Raw genomic sequence first — 17,015 nt, 5'->3', positions numbered from 1 at the left:
GAAACATATGATATATATCTTTCACAATAATTGTATTAAGAAAATAAATTATAAACATATGAATAGAAAAATTGCAGGCGTTATTGGAGCTTTTGCATTGTTATCTTTAGCAACTCCAAGTATGGGACAAAGTAAAATTGGTAAAATAGAAGTACCAAGTTATGAATTGAATAATCTGTCAAAAGTTAATATAAAGTCTTTTAAGAAAAATGCTAACGGGGCTTACATACTTTTTGATGGTTCTTCTTTAGAAGGGTGGAGAGGCTATAATAAAGATCATGTCCCTTCTAAGTGGTCGATAGAAGATGGAACATTGAAATTTTCTAAATCTCCTGCTGGAATCGAAAAACCAGAGGGCGGTGATATCATTTTTGCATATGATTTTAAGAATTTCGAATTAGAGTTTGAATGGAAAATTTCTCACGCAGGAAATTCGGGAGTATTCTTTTTAGCAAAAGAAGTAAAAGGCCAGCCTATTTATATTTCCAGTCCTGAATATCAGTTGTTGGATAATGAGAATCATCCCGATGCGAAGCAGGGAGTGAATGGCAATCGTAAATCTGCATCTTTGTATGACATGATTCCTGCAAATCCACAGAATGCGAAGCCTGCTGGTGAATGGAATAAAGCTAAAATAGTTGTAAACAAGGGCAAAGTAACACATTACCAAAATGATGTTAAAGTTGTGGAGTATGATTTGCGTTCTCCAGAATGGATAGAACTTTTACAAAGCAGTAAGTTTAGTGCTGAAAAATGGCCGTTGGCTTTTACTTTACTGAGTAATGTTGGTGGTAAGTCTAAGTCAGGAGTTATTGGTTTCCAAGATCATGGCGATGATGTGTGGCTTAAAAACGTGACAGTTAAGGCGTTGTAATTAAGTTTTTGAAACCTATTAAACAAGGGGTGTATTTCAAGAAAATATACCCCTTGTTTGTTAAATGGAATTGTCGTTATAGTACAGATTGTAATTCTTTTAGATCCATAATCATGTGTTTTACATCTGTCGGTTTTTCTATTTTTGTAGGATTAAAAAATATAGCGTCCATTCCGAAATTTTGTGCACCCCGAACGTCAGCATCTAAATTATCTCCAATCATAATAGACAATTCCTTGTTAGTATTGCCTTCTGTAACAGCATATTCGAAAATCTGGGGGTGAGGTTTATTTACACCAACATTTTCAGAGATAACTATTGTTTTGAAATAAGGAGATAACTTACTGTGCTTAAGTTTTTTTTCACAAGCTTCTTTAAATCCATTTGAAATAAGATGAAGTGTATATTTGTTATACAAATAAGCTAATGTCTCGTGGGCATGAGGGAACAAATTTGTTTTTGTAGGACAAATGGCTAAATATTCCTCTTCAAAAGCAACAGGAAATAAGGAAGGGTCAACACCTAATTGGGTAAACGTATCTTCAAATCTTGCTTTGCGAAGTGTCTTTTTATCGATTTTACCATGATGATAGAGATCCCACAATCTGTGATTATTTACAGTATATGTTTCAATAAATAAATCAGAGTTTTTCGTGTTAAATAACTGATCAAAACGGTAATTGTAATATAATTCGTGTAAGGTTTCTTTTGCATTTAGATCAAAGTCCCAAATAGTGTGATCCAAATCAAAGAAAATATCTTTCTTGCTTAAAAACATAGACAAATTTACAAAAAATCAGCATAATTGTTGGGAGACTGTGTTTGCTTTACGGATACGTTGAGCCTCACTCAACTGAAAGAAATAGTTTTTCGTATTAGTGTCAAAATGTAAGCTGTTGCTTTAATTGCTATCAGCAATTACTTATTTTTGTGTACATTGATATTCACATATATGAAGAGAGCGCTGGTTTTATTTTACTTCTTGGTTTTTTATGCTATTACGCAGCTCTTTTGGTGGGGGTATCTTTTAGTGAATTATGAACCCGAACGCAAAGTAATGATCATAGGGGAAGGAGTTTTCTTTTTATTGATATTTCTTTGGGGGGCTATCCGTTTAAAAAAACTGATTATTCGTGAGCATAAGGATCAACAGCAGCAACAAAACTTTTTACTTGCTGTCACCCATGAATTGAAATCACCACTTGCATCGGTAAAACTATATATTCAAACTATTCTTAAAAGAGATTTGGATAGAGAACAACAGAAAAGCTTCTTATCCAATTCACTAAAAGACATTGAACGCTTGGATGATTTAGTTGAAAATGTTTTATTGACAACGAAGCTTGAAAGCAAAAGTTTTAACTTACCTAAGGAAGATTTTGAATTCACTAAGGTTATTAATGATGTTGTTGATAGGTTACAGAAGAATGCCTGCAGTACACAAATTATTAAAACTGATATTCAGGAAGGCGTATATATTTATGCCGATAAGTTTGCTATTACTAATGTGGTTAATAACCTTATTGAAAATGCAATAAAATACTCGCCTCCTTGTGCTAATATAGTAGTGAAACTTGCTGAAAAAGAGGAAGGAAAACTCTTGTTTTCCGTGGCAGATCATGGACATGGTATACCAGATGAAGAGAAAAAAGTTATATTTAATAAATTTTATAGAGTAGGAAAGGAATCTACTCGAAAAGCTAAAGGTACTGGTTTGGGACTGTACATTGTGAAAACAGTGTTGCAAAAGCACAATGCCTCTATAAAAGTGAAAGATAACACTCCATCAGGGAGTATTTTTGAAGTAACATTTGAAAACTATGCAAGCTAAACAAAGAATACTATTAGTAGAAGACGAAGAGCATCTTTTAGAAGCGATCAAATTAAACCTTGAGCTTGAAGGATATCGCGTGACTACGGCAACCGATGGAAAAAAAGCATTAAAAGTTTTTAAGGAAGAACGATTTAATCTAATTATTCTAGATGTTATGATTCCTGAAATTGATGGTTTTCAAGTCGCAGAAACCATTAGACTGCAAAATACTGAGGTGCCTATTATGTTCCTTACAGCGAAAAATAGTAGTGAAGACCGTATTACAGGATTGAAAAAAGGAGCCGATGATTATTTGGTTAAACCTTTTAATTTAGAAGAGTTGATATTACGTGTTGGTAATTTAATCCGTCGTGGCTTAAAGCCAGACGATTTGAAGGAATTTAACTCTTACGTAATAGGTGATAAAACGATCTATTTCAATTCTTTCGAGCTGCACCATGCGGATGGAACCATTACTTCTTTAACGAAGAAGGAGACAATGCTGCTAAAGTTATTGATAGAACGTAAGAATGAAGCGGTCTCAAGAGAGCAGATTTTAGAAACTGTATGGAACTACGACGTTTACCCGTCTACAAGAACCATTGATAACTTCATCTTGACATTCCGTAAATATTTTGAACCGGATCAGAAACACCCGGTTTTCTTTCACTCTATACGTGGGGTAGGTTACAAGTTCACGGACAACCCTGTAGTATAGCGCTAAAATGAATACGAAATACAGACTGATTGTTATAGCTATTGCAGTTGTCTTTTTACTTTATGCATTGTATCATCAGCATTTTAACTTTGTTGTTTATATAGCTGGAGGTATAGGATATTTAGTTTGGAGTCATTATAGAGAGGGAACAGTTTTTTTAGCAACACAGGCTTTTCACAAACAGGATTATGAAAAGACGAAGCGTCTGTTAAGTGAAGTTAAGAATCCTGATACTTTACGAAAAGGGCGTCGTCATTATTACGAGTTTATGCTTGGTAATATTGCTTTAAAAGAAGAGCGTTTGGATGAAGCAGAATATCATTTTCAACTCGCCTCACGTTTGCCTTGGAAACGCGATTCGGAGAAAGCCTTTGTATTGATTAACTTGGCTAATATCAATTTAAGGAAGAAAAGATATGATCGAGTTCCTGCTTATCTTGAGTTGGTTAAGAAGCTTAGGCTTACCGAGAGACAAAATAATATTGTGGAAAAAATAGAATTAGAATTAAATAAACATATTTAAGTGAGTAAAATTTTACAGAACGATTTATTTATTAGAGCTGCTAATTCGCAGCAGACGGAACGTCCACCCGTGTGGATGATGCGTCAGGCAGGACGTTTTATGCCTGAGTATTGGGAGATAAAAAACAAATATAGTTTTTTAGAAATGTGCAAAACCCCTGAAATAGCGGCTGACGTTACCATGTTACCCGTTAATTTATTGGGAATTGATGCGGCTATTTTGTTCTCTGATATTTTGGTGACAGCAGAAGCAATGGGAGGAAATCTTTCATTCGAGCAGGGAGTGGGACCTCGTTTTAGTAATCCTGTGCGAACTAAGGCAGATGCTGATGCTTTGAACGCAGACTCATTAGATAAATTGCAATATGTAGCTGATGCTATCAAAGAAATTCAACATCGTTTAGCAGGAAAGTTGCCCTTGATAGGGTTTGCCGGAGCACCTTTTACTATTTTAAGTTATTTGGTGGAAGGTGGCTCTACAAGAGACTTTAAAAAAACTAAACTAATGTTGAATAATGAACCTGAGCTGGCACACAGTATTTTACAAAAAATTGCTGACTTGACAATCAATTACCTGAATATGCAGGTAGATGCAGGAGTAGATGCTCTTCAATTATTCGATAGCTGGGCAAATGCTTTATCCTGGAACGATTATAAAGAGTTTTCTCACCGTTACAATAAATATATTCTTGATAATATAAAGCGAACTGTTCCTGTGATTTCATTTAGTAAAGCAGCTTCTGTATTTGCACCGCTAATGATTGAGTCAAAACCTGATGTAATTTCGGTAGACTGGAACGCTGATCTGAAGAACTTGAAACAATCTTTACCTGAGGGGATAGCTGTGCAAGGGAATCTTGATCCTATTGTGATGTATGCAGATAAAGCAGTAATCAAAAAGAAAATTCTTGAGCTGTTTGAACGTATGCGTGGCGAGAAAGGTTTTATCTTTAACTTAGGGCATGGTATTATGCCGGATATGCCGTTTGACCACGTGAAATATGCGGTCGAGGTTATTAAGGAATTTAGATATTAATTATCTATAAAATTATAAAGCGGAAACAGTTTGATTTACAAATATAGTTTCCGCTTTTTTATTTGCACCTTTAATTATGGTTTATCTATACGCTAAATCTTTACATATAATATTTATGGTATGCTGGATGGCGGCTTTATTTTATATGCCCCGTTTATTTATATACCATGTAGAAGCGAAGAGAAAAACTCAAGCGGAGTACCATGTTTTACATGAACAGTTTAAGATAATGGAACGTCGACTGTGGTGGGTTATAAGTACACCTGCAATGTACATAACTATTATCTCTGCCTCTGTTATGCTTTATTTATCTCCGGGCCTTTTATTACAAAGCTGGATGCAGCTTAAATTATGCTTTGTTGGTTTATTGGTGTTTTATCATTTTAAGAGTCAACATATCATGTTTTTGTTAGCAAATGAACGTTTGAAGTGGACTTCAAATCATTTGCGCTTATGGAATGAAGTTTCTACGCTATTACTTTTTGCTATTGTTTTTTTAGTTATTTTTAGAACGTCTATACATTGGCTTTATGGGCTGTTTGGTTTAATCGGCCTAGCTATACTGTTGATGGTACTGATCAAGCTTTACAAAAAATATAGACAAGAAAAAGGAGAGAAAGTCTAATCTTCGGATAGAGAATGTGTAAAGGTTGCTTTTATAGCAAAGTGTAAGTTTATAGATATTGAATAGAGCTATACGGCTCGCTACAAAATAAACAAAAATGAGATTTAAAATAATACCGGTATTTTTCGCTCTATTTCTAATTGCTTTGATGGGTAAAGCACAGGAAAATAAATGGGCTTTTGGTTTTTATGGAGATGTACAGCTTGATTCGAAAACACTTGGAACATTTGGTGTACAGAGTAAATATGATGTAGATAATAGATCGGCCGTACAAGCGCAGGTCTACGGTAGAAATGGATACTTTGCTGTAGGGGCAGACTATTTGTTTTCTTTCTTAAATAAAACAAAAACAAATTGGAATATTTTCCTTGGGGCAGGGGCCAGTCAGGATTTTTATCGATACAACGAGATTCCTTCGGACGTAACGGCAATTCCAGATAAGAGAGATAACTTTACTGTAGCAAATGGGCAGGCAGGAGTTAGTTATTATTTCCCTTCCGTTGATCTTTCGGTCTATACGGGCTACAAAGTAAAATATAATTTTAAATGGGAAGAAGTTGATGCTAATTTTTTGATGCTCGGGCTTCGTTACCACATTTGGTAGTATAGAGGTTTTTATTTTGCTAAAGCTTTTCAATAAATAGCTTTTGTTCTTCTTTGTTGGGAAGGCGGCAGCTATTTTTTTTTCCGAACCATTTATATCTGTTTTTTGCAATAACATCGTATATCAGGTTACGTATTTTTAGGGGTACAACCCGTAAATAATATAAGAGGGAGTAAGGTTTTTTAAGTTCTTTAGCAATCAGCAATGCTGCATCAGCTTTCGTATAGAGGTAGTTAGGGCTAACAAGAATAATACTATCCGGTCTTGTCTTAAAATACGCTAAAACACGTGAGCCAAGTTCAGATTGTAAAGAAGCATATCGCAGATTTTTATTTTTATCATTTTTTATTATAAAATCTACTGTAGAATTACACAGATTGCATACCCCGTCGAAAAGCACAATAAGCTCTATATCCGATGAATTTAGCAAACTCTTTATTTCTTGAGGTGTTTCCATTACTGATTGTGAAGCTGTCTAGATGTGCTATAATACAAAAAGAGAGCATATTGCTCTCTTTTTGTATCTTCTTTTATATTTCTTTTAGAATCGTATGCCCCATACGATCTCTTTTTGTCTTTAAGTACTCCTCGTTAAAGGGGTTTGGTTCTATTTCAATAGGAACGTTTTCTACTACTTTTAGTCCATATCCTATCAGGCCCGCTCTTTTGGTCGGATTGTTTGACATCAATCGCATTTTTGTAACACCTAATTGTCTAAGTATTTGTGCTCCCACACCATAATCTCTTAGGTCTGCTTTAAATCCTAATTGTGTGTTAGCATCGACTGTATCTACGCCTTCTTCCTGTAGCTTATAGGCATTTAGCTTATTGATAAGGCCTATTCCACGACCTTCCTGATTCATGTATACAACCACACCTTTTCCCTCTTTTTCGATCATCTCCATAGCTTTGTGTAGTTGAGGACCACAGTCGCAGCGGCAGGAACCAAATATATCACCTGTTACGCATGAACTGTGTACACGTACTAAGACTGGTTCATCTTCTGTCCATGTGCCTTTATATAAAGCTAAATGCTGTTCGCCTGTGTTTTTCTGTGTGAAAGCCTTCAAATTGAAGTCTCCCCATTGTGTAGGCATTTTAACGGTCTGTTCCTCCTGTATAAGAGAGTCGTGTTTAAGTCTATATTCGATAAGATCCTCAATACTTATTATTTTCAGATCGAAGTTTTTAGCGACTTCTATTAGGTCAGGGAGTCTGGCCATTTCGCCATCCTCTTTTAATATTTCTACTAATACACCTGCCGGTTGAAAGCCTGCTAAGCGGGACAAATCTACTGTGGCTTCTGTATGGCCTGTACGTCTTAAGACGCCACCGTCTTTAGCTATTAAAGGGAAGATATGTCCAGGACGACCTAATTCTTCTGGACGTATGTTAGGGTCAATAAGTGCTTTTATAGTTTTTGAACGGTCGGAAGCAGATATACCAGTTGTACATCCGTAGCCTTGTAAGTCTACAGATACAGTGAAGTTTGTCTCATAAGCGGCTGTATTTTGCCCTACCATTAATTCTAGGTTTAGCTCATTACAACGTTCTTGAGTAAGTGGTGCACATACTAGTCCGCGACCATGTGTAACCATAAAGTTAATAACTTCAGGTGTCGCATTTTCTGCAGCAGTAATAAAGTCTCCTTCATTCTCCCGATCCTCATCGTCGACCACAATGATGACCTTCCCTGCTTTTAAGTCCTCAATTGCTTCTTCAATTGTGTTCAGTTTAATCTCCATATATTAAATATTCTTTCTATTGCAAAGGTAAGTCTCTTTGCTGCTATTTGTATAATGAGCTTGTCAAATAGACTGCTCTTTGTTATTTTTTTTAAATCTTCCCTGTAACCATCTCCAAGCAGCTTCAATTTTTAATTTGTACTGATCCGAATCAAATAAGGCAGAGTCTGTAGCCGATTTGTAGGTTAAAAAGGCAGCTAAAGGAGCTAGTACAAAAATAGCCATCCACATGCCCATGATAGGGTCTAAGCTACCTTCTTTAGCAGCTTTTTCCGCCATTGTTGATATGATATGATATATCAAAAAGAATATGATAGCAACGATGACGGGTAGCCCTAGCCCTCCTTTACGAATAATTGCACCTAAAGGGGCGCCTATAGCAAACAACAGAAGACAGGAAACTGCAAGTGTAAACTTACGGTGAAATTCCAAGTGATAGCGAATATCCTTATCTAAAAAAGCCCTGTATTCAGGCTCTTTCATCTCCATTGTATTATTGATTTGTTGCACCTGGCCTAATGCATTGCTAATAACCATTCTTTTTTGGTCTTTTGGAACAAAGTCTTCAAGAAAATTTTTGAATTCTTTTACCTCTTGATGTTTTACTTCGCTATGATGGTAATAAGGAGAAAGTAGACTGATATAGTTTTTGAGTTCCGCAAATGAACCTTTACCTAAACTGTCTATTTGTGTTTTATTAGAATCCGTATAGACTTTTAATTGCTTTAAATTAAGCATAGCATAATGGTTTTTAAAAGCATTCTCATCGGTTCTTTTCATTTGAAAAGTGCCCATGTCAAATTTTTGTTCTGTCGATTTAAACCTAAAGCGTGTAAATTGCTGTCTTGGGTCATAGCGTTTCGCATTTTTTGCACGAGACTCTTCATATCTCACACCATCTTTTAGTTGTAAGATCATGAAGTTGTTATCGGCAGAATTGTGCATATAACCTTCTTTCGCTAATAAAACATTGCTGGATGCTGACCCTGCTCTGTGATCATAAATCATCAGATCGTAAAGAACCGTTCCGTCCTCATTTTTACTTTTCGCACGAATCGAATAACCAGGTATTGTTTTATTAAATACTCCCGGTTTAATTAGAAAGTCTGCTTTTTTATTCCGAACATCCCACATGAGCGACCACATTTTTAAATTCGCAACGGGTAGAAAATATTCGGAAAATATAAAAGAGCCTCCGGCAAATATGGTGACAAGAAATATGAGTGGTGTCATTGCTTTTCGCAGAGAATATCCTGCGGCTTTGATGGCAACAAGCTCGTAGCTTTCTCCTAAATTTCCAAAGGTCATAATGGAGGATAGGAGCATAGAAAGCGGAAGGGCCATTGTTAGCTGGATAGCACATTGGTAGCCTATTAATTCCATTAGAACATACCATTCAAAGCCCTTTCCAATAAGATCGTCGATATACTTAAATAGAAACAGCATCACCAGAATGAACATCACGATACAAAAACATACCACGAAAGGCCTGATGAATGCTTGTAAAATTAGTAAGTGTATCTTTTTCATATACTTTTTGAATCGTTAGAAACAAATAGAAGTGATTTTCGATACAAAGATACTATTTTTTAAGCGCCTATAACACTTTGTAGATACTCAATCGAGTTGTTCCAGATTTTTTTTCTATCGTCTAAGTTGTCAGGTTTTACATAGTCGGTAACATGTAATGCAACGTCATTTGTTAGCTCATCTTGTATAATCTCAATTTCGAAATAGTAAGGCGTGTCATCTAACCATTTAAAGCGTACAGATTTATTTTCTTTGACTGCTGCTAGTTTAGCGCGATTAACCTCGTCCTCCCAGATAAATTCATAAATACCGTCTTTGTAGTTCACATCATCTGCAAACCATTGAGCAAGGGCATTAGGCTCTTGAATAAAAGGAAATAATATTCTTGGTGACGAGTTTATAACATACTCTAAGCGAAGTTCGACCTTTTGTTCCATATAATTGATTTTGTTAAAACATTAACACCCACGTTTATTGTTGTCCGTAATAATACTGTTTTATTTTGTAATTCAAAATAGAATCCAATATTTAATTTTTAATACAGGTGTTTTAATTATTATGAGTTTAAAAATGAATGTGTTGCATCTTTTTTAGAGAAAAAAGTGTCTTTTGTTTATTTTTTCATTTTGGAGTTCAGCACAATTTGCTATATTTGCATCACCAAAACGGCGGGGTAGCTCAGATGGTTAGAGCGCAGGATTCATAACCCTGAGGTCACGGGTTCAACTCCCGTCTCCGCTACTACAAAAGCTTCAAAGAAATTTGAAGCTTTTTTCATTTATACCTATTTTAATTCGATTGTGAGGTTTTTTTAAGACAGCTTCAAAATTTAATGCAGTTCTTTATTTGCACAAAAATTTTATAAAAGACATGAGTGAATTGAGTTAGATCTTTGAATATTAACATCAAATAATTATTGTTAGAAAAGAACAGTCAGAAAACTGCTTTGGCCCGCCTTTTATATAATTTATATTAAGACATCACTATATTTCGTTTAAAAGCACAGCCTAATTCCATAATAGAGTCTGTTTTAGCGATTCCAGGTATACTGTCTATCTTTTCATATAGCAATTTGCGCATATGTTCATGGTTTTTTGCAATTATCTTGATGTATAAGGTGTAATTCCCCGATATGTAATAGCACTCAACGACCTCTGGTATTTTTTGCAATTCTTCTATTACTCGGCCTGAATCGTGATCTTTCTCGAGCGTTATGCCTGTGAAAGACCCCCAGTCATAGCCTAATTTTTTTTCATTTAGCACAGGTTTTATACCCGTCAAAACACCGCTTTCTATGAGGCGGTTAATCCGTTGGTGTATCATCGTGTTAGAAACACCAAGGGTGGCTGCTATAGCAGAATAGGCTATTCTTCCATCTTGTTCTAAGAATTTTATGATCTGCGTATCGAAGTCATCTAATACAGGCATTGTTTTACTAGTTTAGGAGCTGTAATGAAACAGGTGGTTTTAAATTATTTTTTTAAAACCTAAAAATAAGTTATATTTCACAATATTTAGCTAAATAAGTTTAAATAATAACTTTATGGAAGCTTTTGAACATTGTAAATATATTTACTTATGACTACATCAACGAAAAGCAATATGTATATTGCAAAAGAAGAAAAATACGGAGCGCATAATTATCATCCATTGCCTGTAGTGCTTGAGCGGGGGCAGGGAGTACATGTTTGGGATGTGGAAGGCAAAAAATATTTAGACTTTCTTTCGGCTTACTCTGCCGTTAATCAAGGACATTGTCATCCGCGCATTATTGAGACATTGAAAAAGCAAGCGGAAAAGCTTACGTTAACTTCTCGTGCTTTTTATAGCGATAAATTGGGCGATTTTGAAGAGTATATCTGCACGCTCTTTGGTTACGATAAAGCTTTATTAATGAATTCAGGAGCAGAGGCTGTTGAAACTGCTATGAAATTATGCCGTAAATGGGGCTACTTGAAAAAGGGGATTGCCGAAAATCAGGCCAAAATTGTTTTTGCTAAAGATAATTTCCATGGGCGTACAATTTCTATTGTTTCTGCATCCAGTGATGAAACAGCTCGGGCTGATTTTGGCCCTTTTATTGAAGGTGTATTAAAAGTACCTTACAACGATATTGCTGCTTTTGAACAGCTATTACAGACAGATAAAGATATTGCGGGTTTCATTGTAGAGCCTATACAAGGAGAAGCTGGTATAATTCTACCAGATGAAGATTACTTAAAGAACATAAAAGCTTTATGTCATAAACACCAGGTTCTTTTTATTGCTGATGAAATTCAAACTGGCATGGGGCGGACAGGCAGCATGTTTGCTTCTTACGATTTTCAAGATGAAAAAAGCGAGAGTAAACCGGATATGTTGATTCTTGGTAAAGCACTTTCTGGAGGTGTTATGCCCGTTTCAGTTGTTCTGGCTAACGACGATGTGATGCTAACAATTAAACCGGGAGAACATGGGTCTACGTTCGGAGGGAATCCTTTAGCTTGTGCGGTGGCGAGAGAAGCTGTGCAGGTCATTATTGATGAAAACTTAGCTCAGAATGCGAAACAAATGGGGGATATCTTTATGTCCGGTTTACGTGATATTGCTACACGATATTCTTTGATTAAAACAGTCCGTGGTAAAGGCTTATTAACAGCTATTGTAATCGATTGTGATGAAGAGGATACTTTAGCATGGGATATCTGTGTTAAATTTAAAGAAAATGGACTTCTTGCCAAGCCTACGCATGGTAATAAAATCCGCCTAGCGCCGCCATTAGTCATTACTGCCGATCAGGTTAAAGAAAGTTTGGAGATCATCGAGAAAACGATGAAATTGTTTGACAGGCACTAGGGCTTATGAAAGGAAAGACAATAAAACTCATTAAAAACAGATCGGATATAGGCGCAGGCACTCGTGGAGCTGATATGGGAATTGACGCTATGGAAATAGCCGCAATTAATAAAGGAAATCAATATTTTAATGAATACGAACATATTGATGTGCCCACGCGTAATGAGTCAATCTATGAAAAAAGCATTAGCCCATATGGAAAGCGTATAGATCAGGTATTGGAGCAATGTGTCGATGTTGCGGAGATAATCAAACAAACCCTTCAGAATGATAAATTTCCCATTGTTTTTTCTGGAGATCATTCATCAGCTTTAGGAACAATTAGCGGTATTAAAGCAGCATTTCCAGAGAAAATTTTGGGCGTTATTTGGATAGATGCACATGCTGATATACACTCACCTTACACCACTCCGTCAGGAAATTTACATGGGATGCCTTTAGCGGCAGCCATGCATTTAGATAATCTGGAGTGCCAGGTTAACCGTGTAGAAAGTGAGGTCGTCAGTTATTGGGAGCAGCTTAAAAAAGTAGGCAGTGAAGAGCCGAAATTACAACCCGAACATTTGGTCTATTTTGGAGTGAGAGATACAGAAGATCCCGAAGATCAGTTAATCGATCGTTTAGGTATCCGTCTTTTTAAAGTAGAAGATGTAAGACGTAAAGGGGTGGAAGTTTGTGTGTCACAAACAGCGACTTTACTGCAGGCATGTGACTACATCTATATTTCTTTTGATGTGGATAGTATGGATAGTGAACGTATTTCAAGCGGTACCGGCACACCTGTTCCAGCAGGGTTTGATCCCGTGGAGATAAAAGCCTTGCTTCGAGGTCTGGTACAAATTGGGAAGACGGTCTGTTTTGAGGTTGTTGAAGTGAATCCTTTGTTGGATAATCGCGGAAATAAAATGGCGGAGGTGGCTTTTGATATACTGCAGGATGTTACTAAAGATATAGAAGCCGTCAATAATAGCTAGTTTATGCACTAGTGCAGAAAGAATTTTAAATTTTTCATTTTTTGAATATAAAATGTAACTATCTTTATCTTGCTTGATAAATAGATGGTTACAATGAATGACTTATGTCCCTTTGATTACTCGTCTATTAAGATTGTAATACAATGCCTCGGATTCTTAGGCTTTTTTCTTCAAATAGAATAAGAATTCATGCTAACTAAAAGGATGTGAAGTAGCTAACCGTTCAGGTTATTACGAACCTAATAAAGTGCTTCAAATAGTTGTTAAGAAAAACTTATAAAATAAAGATGAAAAGAAAAGAGTTCATTAAAAGCACAGTTGCTGCTAGTATTGGTTTTGCTATTTTGCCACGACATGTTTTAGGTGGGAATGGATTTTTAGCACCCAGCGATCGTATTAATTTAGGTTTTATAGGTGTCGGTAAACAAGCTGCTGGGTTGGCCAGTGCAATGAATGAACTAAAGGAGACAATGATTGTAGCTGCCTCTGATGTTGATTCTCGAAAATTGTCGGCTTTTATAAAAAGAACCTCAGAAATGACAGCAGCAAAACCAGCAAATAATGTGCGTGGTTATGCTGAGTATCGCGAGCTATTGGCAGCTAAAGATATCGACGCTATTGTCGTGGCCTCACCGGATCACTGGCATGCAATGCATGTTATCGATAGCGCAAAAGCTGGTAAAGATATTTATTGTGAAAAACCATTATCCTTGACTATAGGGGAAGGCAGAGCTATGGTAGATGCTGTCAAAAAATACAAGCGCGTATTACAGACCGGTAGTATGCAACGTTCAATGCCGACTTTTAGACAGGCTGTAAATCTTATAAGAAATGGCTATATAGGTGAAGTCCGTGAAGTGAACGTTTCTGTAGGTGAGCCCGTTAAACAATGTGATTTGCCTTCAATGCCTATCCCTGATTATTTGGACTGGGATAATTGGATAGGTCCATCATTATATCGGGGGTATCACCCTATATTATCTCCCCCAATTGAAGATAATAGTTGGGCCTGGTGGAGAGGGTACAGAGGTTTTGGAGGCGGATATATAACCGACTGGGGAGCCCATATGTTTGATATAGTTCAGTGGGCACTGGATATGGACGGAGCAGGGCCAATATCTTTTACTCCACCTCCTCAGGCGGGAGATGTAGAGGGCTTATTTTTTGATTATGCTAACGGGGTGCGTGTTTATCATAAACATTGGGGTAAAGAAAATGCTATTCAATTTTTAGGAACAGAAGGCTCCATTGAAGTTTCTCGAGGTTTTATAGAAACTACTCCTAAGCCCTTGGCAAACCATGTGTTTTCTGCTAAAGATAAACTTGTGTATCATGCAGATAATCATCATCAGGATTGGTTAGATGCTATTAAAGGTAGAAAAACTCCAATTGCTCCCGTGGAGGTAGGTCATCGTACGGCTACCATCTGTAACGCGGTGAATATTGCATATGAACTACAGAGACCATTAAAATGGAATCCGAAGAAAGAAAAATTTGATGATTTATTTGCCAATCAAATGATCCATAAACCGTACCGGGGCAAATGGAATTATTTAGACTTTTAAAGTTTGCATTATAACTGCTCCTGAACTTTAATAACAAAAAGTACCTATTTATCCGAATAGGTGCTTTTTGTTATTAAATAATTTATTGTTTCTTATTCAGTACCTCTGCAATAGCTGTGTAATTCCTGTTTGTTGCATGTTGCAAAGGTGTGACCCCTTCGGCATCTGCTATGTTCCTATCTGAACCTGCTTCAAGAAGTATATGTACAATATCTACATATTTTTTACTGCCATCGCCCAGTATTACTGCTTCGAGTAATCCTGTCCAGCCCAACCTATTAATATGATCAATAGGAAAACCTTTGGTGTTTGCGAGCAGTCGAACGGCTTCTACATGCCCTCTTTCACATGCGGGTATTAATGCTGAGCCTCTGTATCTATTAAAAACGTCAAACTTCGCTCCATTTGCTAAGTATAATTTAAGAAGCTCTACCTGTCCTTCTGCTCCAGCATATAAAAAAGGAGAGTCCTGAATATCGTCTTGTTGGTTGACATCAGCTCCATTGCTTACAAGTAATTGTGCCATAGCTAAATCTTTATTAATAGTAGCCAACAATAATAAAGAGTGCTTCTTTTCATCTGTAGTATTCACGTTTGTTCCGTTTTTTAAGGCTGCTTGTACCTCCTCTATGTTTCCTTTACTTACTGCTTGTACAATTTTCTTTTCTGCTATATTCATTGCCGTGTTTTCTAAGGGTTGTTTATTATCTTCTGTAAGCTGGGTGCTATCGTCACATGAGCCCAGTGAGAAAAAAAGTAGAGCTAAAATAGTATATGTCATTTTATTCATTATTAAAAAACTAAATTACCGTTGTGTATGAGTGACTTTACAGGAGATATACGTGCTACAGCTTCGGCAGAACAACTAGCATCGACAAAAGTTAAATTTGCGTTATCATTCTCCTTGGGCCAAACCATCTCTCCATTATCACTTAAGGGTGTTATACCTCTTGTCGCTATCCCTAAACAACGGGAAAGTTTATATTCGTTGCCATACCCATATAGCTCAGCCATTACGTTTGCTTTTTGCAAAACGCTCCCTGAACCAAATGTGTTCCAATGATCGATTATACTATCATTGCCTGCGCATACTTTTACTCCGTATTTTTGTAATGTTGGGATAGGCATAATTAGGTTGCCAAAAGGAACGGTTGACATAATACCTATTTCTGCGGCAGCCAGATCTTCAGCTGTTTTTTGCAAAGCACTACCTTCTAAGCGCCCTAAAACAAAACAATGACTGATAGCTGTTTTACCTTTAAGGACGGGGTTCTCATTTACTTTTTTTGTTAAATATTGTACGGTCTGTAGGCCTGAATCGCCAGATTCGTGCAAATGTAAATCGATACCTTTATTATGATCGAGTGCCAGCTGTACCATGAAATCTATGCTGCGCTCTATACTGCCATCAAGACTATAAGGATCTACGCCACCGATGAAATCAATGTCCATTTTAGCTGCTTCTTTAAGCCAAGGGGCAGACTCCGTATAAAATATGCCATGTTGGGGGAAAGCAACTAACTCGGCACTGAAACCGTCTTTTTTGATGCTAAGCGCCTTCTCTAAGTTTTTTAAAGAATCTAGTTTTGATGTAGGTTCGATATTGACATGGCTACGAGCAAAAGAAGAGCCGTATCCCTGCAATAACTCTATCAATTTGATCGCCCGGTCCGTTGAGGTGTGAAGCATATCGGGTAAAATTTCCTGCTCTAGTGCAATCATTCCTTTTACACCGCCACTCCGTCGTCTTACAGCCTGCCATTTTCCGCCATAAAATGTTTTATCCAAATGAATGTGCATATCACTGAATGCAGGCAACATAAGGAGGCCCTTCATGTCGATAACATTCGCAATATCCCCAACTTCCTTAACAAAATTTATCTTGCCATCTTTAATATGTAACGTGAATAGCTCGCTACGTGTTCCGATTATTTCATCGTTATCATATTCAAAACCCGTTTCTAACCTTACATTTTTTAGAATATAATCATCTTTTAATTGCATGTTTGTCGTTTTTTGTTCAGGCAATGTAGATCCCCTCACTCCTTGCGTAGCTGCTAGAGCACTTATACTTGCTAACGCACTGTTGCGAAGAAAATCCTTACGCGATATATTATTTCTGTTCATAAACTTTCCTTTTCATTTTAATACTACTGCTAAATTAAGCAACTAAC

The 17,015-nt window shown here is 36.6% G+C and carries 18 protein-coding genes and 1 tRNA gene; 11 read left to right on the top strand and 8 right to left on the bottom strand.

The features are described 5' to 3' along the window. Nucleotides 1-58 precede the first annotated feature (58 nt). The gene (locus tag ORI89_RS09210; protein WP_268230171.1) at nucleotides 59-874 is read left to right on the top strand and encodes a 3-keto-disaccharide hydrolase; all 816 of its coding nucleotides are present in this window, start codon (nucleotides 59-61) and stop codon (nucleotides 872-874) included. Between the two features lie 76 nt (nucleotides 875-950). Here the strand turns inward: ORI89_RS09210 and ORI89_RS09205 are convergent, their stop codons facing one another. Continuing rightward, the gene (locus tag ORI89_RS09205) at nucleotides 951-1,652 is read right to left on the bottom strand and encodes a YjjG family noncanonical pyrimidine nucleotidase (protein ID WP_268230294.1); all 702 of its coding nucleotides are present in this window, start codon (nucleotides 1,650-1,652) and stop codon (nucleotides 951-953) included. Between the two features lie 174 nt (nucleotides 1,653-1,826). Here ORI89_RS09205 and ORI89_RS09200 point away from each other — a divergent pair, with 174 nt between their 5' ends. The 6 genes from ORI89_RS09200 (at nucleotide 1,827) to ORI89_RS09175 (ending at nucleotide 6,192) form a co-directional block, all read left to right on the top strand. Next, nucleotides 1,827-2,705: a sensor histidine kinase gene (locus ORI89_RS09200; protein WP_268230170.1), complete on the top strand. Its 879-nt coding sequence runs from the start codon at nucleotides 1,827-1,829 to the stop codon at nucleotides 2,703-2,705. Further along, nucleotides 2,695-3,405, top strand: coding sequence for a response regulator transcription factor (locus ORI89_RS09195; protein ID WP_268230169.1), 711 nt, complete (start codon nucleotides 2,695-2,697; stop codon nucleotides 3,403-3,405). The genes ORI89_RS09200 and ORI89_RS09195 overlap by 11 nt, the downstream gene beginning before the upstream one ends. 7 nt (nucleotides 3,406-3,412) lie before the next feature. Further along, entirely contained in the window at nucleotides 3,413-3,928 is a 516-nt protein-coding gene (locus ORI89_RS09190; protein ID WP_268230168.1) for a hypothetical protein, read from the top strand. Continuing rightward, nucleotides 3,929-4,963, top strand: a complete 1,035-nt coding sequence (gene hemE / locus ORI89_RS09185; RefSeq protein ID WP_268230167.1) for a uroporphyrinogen decarboxylase — start codon at nucleotides 3,929-3,931, stop codon at nucleotides 4,961-4,963. It abuts the gene before it with no gap. Nucleotides 4,964-5,039: 76 nt separating this feature from the next. Continuing rightward, nucleotides 5,040-5,588 (top strand): CopD family protein, encoded by a 549-nt coding sequence (locus ORI89_RS09180; protein WP_268230166.1) that lies wholly within the window; start codon nucleotides 5,040-5,042, stop codon nucleotides 5,586-5,588. A gap of 97 nt (nucleotides 5,589-5,685) precedes the next feature. After that, the gene (locus ORI89_RS09175) at nucleotides 5,686-6,192 is read left to right on the top strand and encodes a hypothetical protein (protein WP_268230165.1); all 507 of its coding nucleotides are present in this window, start codon (nucleotides 5,686-5,688) and stop codon (nucleotides 6,190-6,192) included. Nucleotides 6,193-6,211: 19 nt separating this feature from the next. Here the strand turns inward: ORI89_RS09175 and ORI89_RS09170 are convergent, their stop codons facing one another. The 4 genes from ORI89_RS09170 to ORI89_RS09155 all read right to left on the bottom strand — a co-directional run bounded on the left by ORI89_RS09170 (nucleotide 6,212) and on the right by ORI89_RS09155 (nucleotide 9,904). Beyond that, nucleotides 6,212-6,649 (bottom strand): thiol-disulfide oxidoreductase DCC family protein, encoded by a 438-nt coding sequence (locus ORI89_RS09170; RefSeq protein ID WP_268230164.1) that lies wholly within the window; start codon nucleotides 6,647-6,649, stop codon nucleotides 6,212-6,214. Nucleotides 6,650-6,722: 73 nt separating this feature from the next. Beyond that, on the bottom strand, nucleotides 6,723-7,937 hold the full coding sequence (locus ORI89_RS09165; RefSeq protein ID WP_268230163.1) for a bifunctional 3,4-dihydroxy-2-butanone-4-phosphate synthase/GTP cyclohydrolase II: 1,215 nt from the start codon (nucleotides 7,935-7,937) through the stop codon (nucleotides 6,723-6,725). Between the two features lie 63 nt (nucleotides 7,938-8,000). Then, the gene (locus ORI89_RS09160) at nucleotides 8,001-9,467 is read right to left on the bottom strand and encodes an LptF/LptG family permease (RefSeq protein ID WP_268230162.1); all 1,467 of its coding nucleotides are present in this window, start codon (nucleotides 9,465-9,467) and stop codon (nucleotides 8,001-8,003) included. A gap of 59 nt (nucleotides 9,468-9,526) precedes the next feature. Then, nucleotides 9,527-9,904 carry an START-like domain-containing protein gene (locus tag ORI89_RS09155; RefSeq protein ID WP_268230161.1) on the bottom strand — a complete coding sequence of 126 codons (378 nt, stop codon included), beginning with the start codon at nucleotides 9,902-9,904 and terminating at the stop codon, nucleotides 9,527-9,529. A 230-nt stretch (nucleotides 9,905-10,134) separates the two neighbouring features. Here ORI89_RS09155 and ORI89_RS09150 point away from each other — a divergent pair. Continuing rightward, nucleotides 10,135-10,208, top strand: a tRNA-Met gene (locus ORI89_RS09150). Between the two features lie 231 nt (nucleotides 10,209-10,439). Here ORI89_RS09150 and ORI89_RS09145 read toward each other — a convergent pair. Continuing rightward, on the bottom strand, nucleotides 10,440-10,895 hold the full coding sequence (locus ORI89_RS09145) for an Lrp/AsnC family transcriptional regulator (RefSeq protein WP_268230160.1): 456 nt from the start codon (nucleotides 10,893-10,895) through the stop codon (nucleotides 10,440-10,442). Between the two features lie 150 nt (nucleotides 10,896-11,045). Here ORI89_RS09145 and rocD point away from each other — a divergent pair, with 150 nt between their 5' ends. The 3 genes from rocD (at nucleotide 11,046) to ORI89_RS09130 (ending at nucleotide 14,841) form a co-directional block, all read left to right on the top strand. After that, nucleotides 11,046-12,302 (top strand): ornithine--oxo-acid transaminase, encoded by a 1,257-nt coding sequence (gene rocD, locus ORI89_RS09140; RefSeq protein WP_268230159.1) that lies wholly within the window; start codon nucleotides 11,046-11,048, stop codon nucleotides 12,300-12,302. A gap of 5 nt (nucleotides 12,303-12,307) precedes the next feature. Continuing rightward, nucleotides 12,308-13,276: an arginase gene (locus tag ORI89_RS09135; RefSeq protein ID WP_268230158.1), complete on the top strand. Its 969-nt coding sequence runs from the start codon at nucleotides 12,308-12,310 to the stop codon at nucleotides 13,274-13,276. A 287-nt stretch (nucleotides 13,277-13,563) separates the two neighbouring features. After that, on the top strand, nucleotides 13,564-14,841 hold the full coding sequence (locus ORI89_RS09130; RefSeq protein WP_268230157.1) for a Gfo/Idh/MocA family protein: 1,278 nt from the start codon (nucleotides 13,564-13,566) through the stop codon (nucleotides 14,839-14,841). Between the two features lie 82 nt (nucleotides 14,842-14,923). Here the strand turns inward: ORI89_RS09130 and ORI89_RS09125 are convergent, their stop codons facing one another. Further along, nucleotides 14,924-15,622: an ankyrin repeat domain-containing protein gene (locus ORI89_RS09125; protein WP_268230156.1), complete on the bottom strand. Its 699-nt coding sequence runs from the start codon at nucleotides 15,620-15,622 to the stop codon at nucleotides 14,924-14,926. Between the two features lie 11 nt (nucleotides 15,623-15,633). After that, nucleotides 15,634-16,968, bottom strand: coding sequence for an amidohydrolase (locus ORI89_RS09120; RefSeq protein WP_268230155.1), 1,335 nt, complete (start codon nucleotides 16,966-16,968; stop codon nucleotides 15,634-15,636). Nucleotides 16,969-17,015 lie beyond the last annotated feature (47 nt).

It is taken from the genome of Sphingobacterium sp. UT-1RO-CII-1, assembly GCF_026711005.1.
Classification (GTDB): domain Bacteria; phylum Bacteroidota; class Bacteroidia; order Sphingobacteriales; family Sphingobacteriaceae; genus Sphingobacterium.
Note: the sequence above shows the minus strand (reverse complement) of the source record. Positions and strands in the feature narration are given on the sequence as shown.

Coding starts and splice junctions, on each gene's coding strand:
- ORI89_RS09210 (WP_268230171.1), top strand. CDS start 59: ATGAATAGAAAAATTGCAGGCGTTATTGGAGCTTTTGCATTGTTATCT.
- ORI89_RS09205 (WP_268230294.1), bottom strand. CDS start 1,652: ATGTTTTTAAGCAAGAAAGATATTTTCTTTGATTTGGATCACACTATT.
- ORI89_RS09200 (WP_268230170.1), top strand. CDS start 1,827: ATGAAGAGAGCGCTGGTTTTATTTTACTTCTTGGTTTTTTATGCTATT.
- ORI89_RS09195 (WP_268230169.1), top strand. CDS start 2,695: ATGCAAGCTAAACAAAGAATACTATTAGTAGAAGACGAAGAGCATCTT.
- ORI89_RS09190 (WP_268230168.1), top strand. CDS start 3,413: ATGAATACGAAATACAGACTGATTGTTATAGCTATTGCAGTTGTCTTT.
- ORI89_RS09180 (WP_268230166.1), top strand. CDS start 5,040: ATGGTTTATCTATACGCTAAATCTTTACATATAATATTTATGGTATGC.
- ORI89_RS09175 (WP_268230165.1), top strand. CDS start 5,686: ATGAGATTTAAAATAATACCGGTATTTTTCGCTCTATTTCTAATTGCT.
- ORI89_RS09170 (WP_268230164.1), bottom strand. CDS start 6,649: ATGGAAACACCTCAAGAAATAAAGAGTTTGCTAAATTCATCGGATATA.
- ORI89_RS09165 (WP_268230163.1), bottom strand. CDS start 7,937: ATGGAGATTAAACTGAACACAATTGAAGAAGCAATTGAGGACTTAAAA.
- ORI89_RS09160 (WP_268230162.1), bottom strand. CDS start 9,467: ATGAAAAAGATACACTTACTAATTTTACAAGCATTCATCAGGCCTTTC.
- ORI89_RS09155 (WP_268230161.1), bottom strand. CDS start 9,904: ATGGAACAAAAGGTCGAACTTCGCTTAGAGTATGTTATAAACTCGTCA.
- ORI89_RS09145 (WP_268230160.1), bottom strand. CDS start 10,895: ATGCCTGTATTAGATGACTTCGATACGCAGATCATAAAATTCTTAGAA.
- rocD (WP_268230159.1), top strand. CDS start 11,046: ATGACTACATCAACGAAAAGCAATATGTATATTGCAAAAGAAGAAAAA.
- ORI89_RS09135 (WP_268230158.1), top strand. CDS start 12,308: ATGAAAGGAAAGACAATAAAACTCATTAAAAACAGATCGGATATAGGC.
- ORI89_RS09130 (WP_268230157.1), top strand. CDS start 13,564: ATGAAAAGAAAAGAGTTCATTAAAAGCACAGTTGCTGCTAGTATTGGT.
- ORI89_RS09125 (WP_268230156.1), bottom strand. CDS start 15,622: ATGACATATACTATTTTAGCTCTACTTTTTTTCTCACTGGGCTCATGT.
- ORI89_RS09120 (WP_268230155.1), bottom strand. CDS start 16,968: ATGAACAGAAATAATATATCGCGTAAGGATTTTCTTCGCAACAGTGCG.